Source organism: Escherichia sp. WS1451 (genome assembly GCF_046487365.1).
Taxonomy (GTDB): Bacteria; Pseudomonadota; Gammaproteobacteria; order Enterobacterales; family Enterobacteriaceae; genus Escherichia; species Escherichia coli.
Genome location: NZ_JBJQJP010000024.1, coordinates 54,418 through 60,797, shown reverse-complemented (window position 1 = coordinate 60,797; position 6,380 = coordinate 54,418). Strand labels below are relative to the sequence as shown.

Sequence of the window (6,380 nt, the reverse complement as noted above, 5' to 3'; positions counted from 1 at the left end):
TATCAATATCAGCAGTAAAATAAATTTCCCGATGCATCCGTAGCTCAGCTGGATAGAGTACTCGGCTACGAACCGAGCGGTCGGAGGTTCGAATCCTCCCGGATGCACCATATTATCCAAAAAATTTCCTTCAAAAATATCTCATTTCTAAATAACTACTTTATCCATTTCCTGAATTTTCTTCTCCTTCGCCATCAGCGACAAAATCAAGCAATTACGCTAAAGTAGCGTCATATTTTTCGACTTGCGAGAAGACCATGTACGAGCGTTATGCAGGTTTAATTTTTGATATGGATGGCACCATCCTGGATACCGAGCCTACGCACCGTAAAGCGTGGCGCGAAGTATTAGGGCACTACGGTCTTCAGTACGATGTTCAGGCGATGATTGCGCTTAATGGCTCGCCCACCTGGCGTATTGCTCAGGCAATTATTGAGCTGAATCAGGCCGATCTCGACCCGCATGCGTTAGCGCGTGAAAAAACAGAAGCAGTAAGAAGTATGCTGCTGGATAGTGTCGAGCCGCTTCCTCTTGTTGAAGTGGTGAAAAGTTGGCATGGTCGTCGCCCAATGGCTGTAGGAACGGGGAGTGAAAGCGCCATCGCTGAGGCATTGCTGGCGCACCTGGGATTACGCCGTTATTTTGACGCCGTCGTCGCTGCCGATCACGTCAAACACCATAAACCCGCGCCAGACACATTTTTGTTGTGCGCGCAGCGTATGGGCGTGCAACCGACGCAGTGTGTGGTCTTTGAAGATGCCGATTTCGGTATTCAGGCGGCCCGTGCAGCAGGCATGGACGCCGTGGATGTTCGCTTGCTGTGAGTGAAGCGTTATCGCTTTTCTCGTTGTTTGCCAGTAGTTTTCTCAGCGCTACACTATTACCCGGCAACTCCGAAGTCGTGCTGGTGGCAATGTTGCTTTCCGGGATCAGTCATCCCTGGGTTTTAGTTTTAACAGCAACAATGGGTAATAGCCTTGGAGGGTTAACTAACGTTATCCTTGGGCGTTTCTTTCCATTGCGTAAAACATCGCGCTGGCAAGAGAAAGCTACCGGCTGGCTGAAACGCTATGGTGCAGTCACGCTATTATTAAGCTGGATGCCCGTGGTTGGCGATTTACTGTGTCTGTTAGCGGGATGGATGCGCATCTCCTGGGGGCCGGTAATCTTTTTTTTGTGCCTTGGTAAAGCGTTACGTTATGTTGCAGTTGCAGCAGCGACCGTTCAGGGCATGATGTGGTGGCACTAATTGTAGGCCTGCACATATGGTCACCATTACAGTTATGCTAATTAAAACGATTTTGACAGGCGGGAGGTCAATTTGATCCCGGACGTATCACAGGCGCTGGCCTGGCTGGAAAAACATCCTCAGGCGTTAAAGGGGATACAGCGTGGGCTGGAGCGCGAAACTTTGCGTGTTAATGCTGATGGCACACTGGCAACAACAGGTCATCCTGAAGCATTAGGTTCCGCACTGACGCACAAATGGATTACTACCGATTTTGCGGAAGCATTGCTGGAATTCATTACACCAGTGGATGGTGATATTGAACATATGTTGACCTTTATGCGCGATCTGCATCGTTATACGGCGCGCAATATGGGCGATGAGCGGATGTGGCCGTTAAGTATGCCATGCTACATCGCAGAAGGTCAGGACATCGAACTGGCACAGTACGGCACTTCTAACACCGGACGCTTTAAAACGCTGTATCGTGAAGGGCTGAAAAATCGCTACGGCGCGCTGATGCAAACCATTTCCGGCGTGCACTACAATTTCTCTTTGCCAATGGCATTCTGGCAAGCGAAGTGCGGTGATATCTCGGGCGCTGATGCCAAAGAGAAAATTTCTGCGGGCTATTTCCGCGTTATCCGCAATTACTATCGTTTCGGTTGGGTCATTCCTTATCTGTTTGGTGCGTCTCCAGCGATTTGTTCTTCTTTCCTGCAAGGAAAACCAACGTCGCTGCCGTTTGAGAAAACCGAGTGCGGTATGTATTACCTGCCGTATGCGACCTCTCTTCGTTTGAGCGATCTTGGCTATACCAATAAATCGCAAAGCAATCTTGGTATCACCTTCAATGATCTCTACGAGTACGTAGCGGGCCTTAAACAGGCAATCAAAACGCCATCAGAAGAGTACGCGAAGATTGGTATTGAGAAAGACGGTAAGCGGTTGCAAATCAACAGCAATGTGCTGCAGATTGAAAACGAACTGTACGCGCCGATTCGTCCAAAACGCGTTACCCGCAGTGGTGAGTCGCCTTCTGATGCGTTGTTACGTGGCGGCATTGAATATATTGAAGTCCGCTCGCTGGACATCAACCCGTTCTCGCCGATTGGTGTAGATGAACAACAGGTGCGATTCCTCGACCTGTTTATGGTCTGGTGTGCGCTGGCTGATGCGCCGGAAATGAGCAGTAGCGAACTTGCCTGTACACGCGTTAACTGGAACCGGGTGATCCTCGAAGGTCGCAAACCGGGCCTGACGCTGGGTATCGGCTGCGAAACTGCGCAGTTCCCGTTACCGCAGGTGGGTAAAGATCTGTTCCGCGATCTGAAACGCGTCGCGCAAACGCTGGATAGCATTAACGGCGGCGAAGCGTATCAGAAAGTGTGTGATGAACTGGTCGCCTGCTTCGATAATCCCGATCTGACTTTCTCTGCCCGTATCTTAAGGTCTATGATTGATACTGGTATTGGCGGAACAGGCAAAGCGTTTGCTGAAGCGTACCGTAATCTGCTGCGTGAAGAGCCGCTGGAAATTCTGCGCGAAGAGGATTTTGTCGCCGAGCGCGAGGCGTCTGAACGCCGTCAGCAGGAAATGGAAGCCGCTGATACCGAACCGTTTGCGGTGTGGCTGGAAAAACACGCCTGACAGAAAAGAAAAAGGCCACTCGTGAGTGGCCAAAATTTCATCTCTGAATTCAGGGATGATGATAACAAATGCGCGTCTTTCATATACTCAGACTCGCCTGGGAAGAAAGAGTTCAGAAAATTTTTAAAAAAATTACCGGAGGTGGCTAAATGCCGTTGTTAGATAGCTTCACAGTCGATCATACCCGGATGGAAGCGCCTGCAGTTCGGGTGGCGAAAACAATGAACACCCCGCATGGCGACGCAATCACCGTGTTCGATCTGCGCTTCTGCGTGCCGAACAAAGAAGTGATGCCAGAAAGAGGGATCCATACCCTGGAGCACCTGTTTGCTGGTTTTATGCGTAACCATCTTAACGGTAATGGCGTAGAGATTATCGATATCTCGCCAATGGGCTGCCGCACCGGTTTTTATATGAGTCTGATTGGTACGCCAGATGAGCAGCGTGTCGCTGATGCCTGGAAAGCGGCAATGGAAGACGTGCTGAAAGTGCAGGATCAGAATCAGATCCCGGAACTGAACGTCTACCAGTGTGGCACTTACCAGATGCACTCGTTGCAGGAAGCGCAGGATATTGCGCGTAACATTCTGGAACGTGACGTGCGCATCAACAGCAACGAAGAACTGGCGCTGCCGAAAGAGAAGTTGCAGGAACTGCACATCTAGTCAGTAAACTATCTTCACAATTAATTGAAAAAAGCCAGTTCAAATGAACTGGCTTAGTTGTACTTAGTGCGCACCGCCTCCGCCGCCACCTGCGCCAAATGGCGGTTTAGCAAACCACACCAGCCCCAGCAAGACGAGGAATATCCCGGCTGACATCCAGAAGATCTCATTGGCGGAAATAATCAGCCCCTGATTGGTGATCTGCTGGGCAATCCAGCCTGATGCCTGCTGTTGCGTCATTCCCAGTCCTTCCAGTTGACTGTACATCGCCTGGGCATTCGGGTTGAACGGGTTTACCGACTCAGTCAACTGCGCATGGTGCATCGACTCGCGGTTGGTCCACATAGTCGTGGTTATCGATGTGCCGATAGACCCCGCCAGCGTTCGCGTAAAGTTGGAGAGGCTCGATGCTGCCGCCAGTCGTTCCGGTGGCAAACCGGACAGCGTAATGGTGGTTAGCGGCATAAAGAAGCAGGCCACCGCAAAACCCTGGATAAACTGCGGCCAGGCCGACGCGCCAAAATCCATACCCGGTTCAAAGGTATAGGCACGCCAGTAGAAGCAGACGGCATACATAATAAAGCTGAAGGTTACCAGCCGCCGCATATCCAGTTTATGCGCGAAGCGGCCGATAATCGGCGACAGGATCACCGGAATAATTCCTACCGGCGCAGAGGCCAGCCCTGCCCACGTCGCCGTGTAACCGTAGACCTCCTGCAACAACTGCGGCAGCAGAACAATCGCGCCGAAGTAGAGCATATACGCGAGGCTGATACACAAGCAGCCGATGGTGAAGTTGCGCGACTTAAACAACGACAGATCGACTATCGGGTTATCGTCGGTCAGCTCCCAGACAATCAGGAAGCAGATAGCCACCACCGCCACCACGGTGAGGATGATAATTTCCTGTGATGAGAACCAGTCCAGCTCTTTACCGCGGTCGAGCATAATCTGCAGGCTGCCGATACCAATAACCAGCAGTGCCAGCCCCACGGCATCAATCCGCCGCCGTTCGGTGCGGGTTTCACGTCCGCGCAGGGTTTGCAGGGTCATCAACACCACCGCCACGCCAATTGGTACGTTGATGAAGAATATCCAGCCCCAGTGGTAATTATCGCTGATATACCCGCCGAGGATCGGGCCGCAAATTGGCGCGACAATCACCGTCATTGACCACAATGCCAGCGCGATCGAGCGTTTGGCTGGCGGGTAGTTATTCAGCAATAGACTTTGCGAAAGCGGGATCAACGGCCCGGCGACAATCCCCTGAATCACGCGGAAGAAGATCAGCATATTCAGGCTGCTGGAGACACCACATGCCCACGACGCAATAGCGAAGGCGATGGTGGACCAGAGGAACAGTTTCACTTCCCCGACGCGCTTTGCCAGCCAGCCGGTAAGCGGGATCGAGATGGCATTCGCCACCCCGAAAGAAGTGATCACCCACGTTCCCTGGCTGAGCGATGAGCCCAGATTCCCGGCGATAGTGGGGATCGCCACGTTAGCAATGGTGGAGTCCAGCACCTGCATGAATGTCGCCAGTGACAGCGCAATTGTCATAATGACCAGTTGTGCGCCTTCCAGCGGTTTTTGCTGTTGCATCACACGCACCTCTGGATTAGCCAGCGTTAGCTTTTACGATATCGTCGATCAGTTTATTGACAGGTGCCAGGCTGATTTCACGCGCGGTGCTTACCGCGACCGGTGTGGAACGTACTTTGTTTGCCAGTACCTGACCGTCACGGTTAGTGGTATTGACACTCACCAGCGTGGATAAACCGATACGCAGCGGGTATTGCTCGAGCTGTTTCTGGTCCAGTTCAATACGCACAGGCAGACGCTGAACGACTTTGATCCAGTTACCGGTGGCGTTTTGCGCCGGAAGCAGTGAGAACGCGCTACCTGTGCCCATATCCAGACCAACCACTTTACCGGTGTATTTCACATCATCGCCGTAAATATCGGTGGTGATGGTGACCGGTTGACCGATACGCATATTGGCAATCTGCGTCTCTTTAAAGTTGGCATCCACCCACATATTGGTGGCTGGAACGACCGCCATCAGCGGCGTCGTTGGGCTAATTTGCGCCCCAGGCTGTACCGCGCGGCGGGAGACATAACCGGTCATCGGACTGACAATACGGGTACGCTCCAGCGCCAGCCAGGCGTTACGTACTTCGGTGGCAGCCTGTTGCACGGCAGGCTGATCTTCCAGTTTCGTCCCCAGAATCATCGCCTGATTGGCATTGTATTGTTGAATAGCGACGTCCAGTTGTGCCTGGGCACTGGTAACGGCGTCGCGGGCGTGTTGCAGCTCTTCGCGACCAATCAGGTTGGCATTGCCCAGCGGCACACGGCGGTTGTAGTCGCTTTGTGCTTTCGCGAGTGCGATTTTTTGCACCTCAATATTCGCCTGCAACTGTTTGCTGTTAATCATCAGCTGGTGGGTTTGGCGAACGCTGGAAGCCAGTGCAGTTTTGGCTTTTTCAAACGCCTGGCGAGCATCTGTCGGGTCGAGAGTGACCAGCACGTCGCCTTCTTTTACAAAATCGGTGTTATCGGCCCAGACTTTCGTCACGCTGCCAGACACCTGAGACATAATTTGAATCTGATTCCCTGCCACGTATGCGTCATCGGTTTCTTCGAAATGACGCAGTACTAAAAACCAATAAATCCCTATCGCTACGGCAATAATTATAAAGAGCAAGGTGAGAAGGAGGAGCAGACGCTTACGTTTGCCGCTCTTCTTTACCGGTTGCTGCGGGGTTTGAGTCTCCGCATTTGCGCTCATATTGTTCTCCACGATCTTCTTAACTCATCGGCTGAGCCGACCTGCT

Annotated in this window: 6 protein-coding genes and 1 tRNA gene; 5 read left to right on the top strand and 2 right to left on the bottom strand. The window is 52.1% G+C overall.

Annotated features, from left to right (window positions below; all coding sequences use genetic code 11):
• Nucleotides 1–33: 33 nt before the first annotated feature.
• The 5 genes from ACJHX7_RS22265 to luxS all read left to right on the top strand — a co-directional run bounded on the left by ACJHX7_RS22265 (nt 34) and on the right by luxS (nt 3,543).
• Nucleotides 34–110 (top strand) — tRNA-Arg (locus tag ACJHX7_RS22265).
• A 147-nt stretch (nt 111–257) separates the two neighbouring features.
• A complete protein-coding gene (yqaB, locus tag ACJHX7_RS22260; RefSeq protein WP_000273309.1) occupies nt 258–824 on the top strand; it encodes a fructose-1-phosphate/6-phosphogluconate phosphatase in 567 nt (188 codons plus the stop codon).
• A complete protein-coding gene (locus ACJHX7_RS22255) occupies nt 821–1,249 on the top strand; it encodes a YqaA family protein (RefSeq protein WP_001287454.1) in 429 nt (142 codons plus the stop codon). Before yqaB ends, ACJHX7_RS22255 begins: the two co-directional genes overlap by 4 nt.
• A 72-nt stretch (nt 1,250–1,321) precedes the next feature.
• Nucleotides 1,322–2,878, top strand: coding sequence for a glutamate--cysteine ligase (gene gshA / locus ACJHX7_RS22250; RefSeq protein WP_000611804.1), 1,557 nt, complete (start codon nt 1,322–1,324; stop codon nt 2,876–2,878).
• A 149-nt stretch (nt 2,879–3,027) separates the two neighbouring features.
• Nucleotides 3,028–3,543, top strand: coding sequence for an S-ribosylhomocysteine lyase (gene luxS / locus ACJHX7_RS22245; RefSeq protein WP_001130208.1), 516 nt, complete (start codon nt 3,028–3,030; stop codon nt 3,541–3,543).
• 63 nt (nt 3,544–3,606) lie between these two features.
• On the opposite strand, the gene emrB is transcribed toward luxS, so the two are convergent.
• Nucleotides 3,607–5,145, bottom strand: coding sequence for a multidrug efflux MFS transporter permease subunit EmrB (emrB, locus tag ACJHX7_RS22240; RefSeq protein ID WP_001295176.1), 1,539 nt, complete (start codon nt 5,143–5,145; stop codon nt 3,607–3,609).
• Nucleotides 5,146–5,161: 16 nt separating this feature from the next.
• Nucleotides 5,162–6,334, bottom strand: coding sequence for a multidrug efflux MFS transporter periplasmic adaptor subunit EmrA (emrA, locus tag ACJHX7_RS22235; RefSeq protein WP_001295175.1), 1,173 nt, complete (start codon nt 6,332–6,334; stop codon nt 5,162–5,164).
• Nucleotides 6,335–6,380 lie beyond the last annotated feature (46 nt).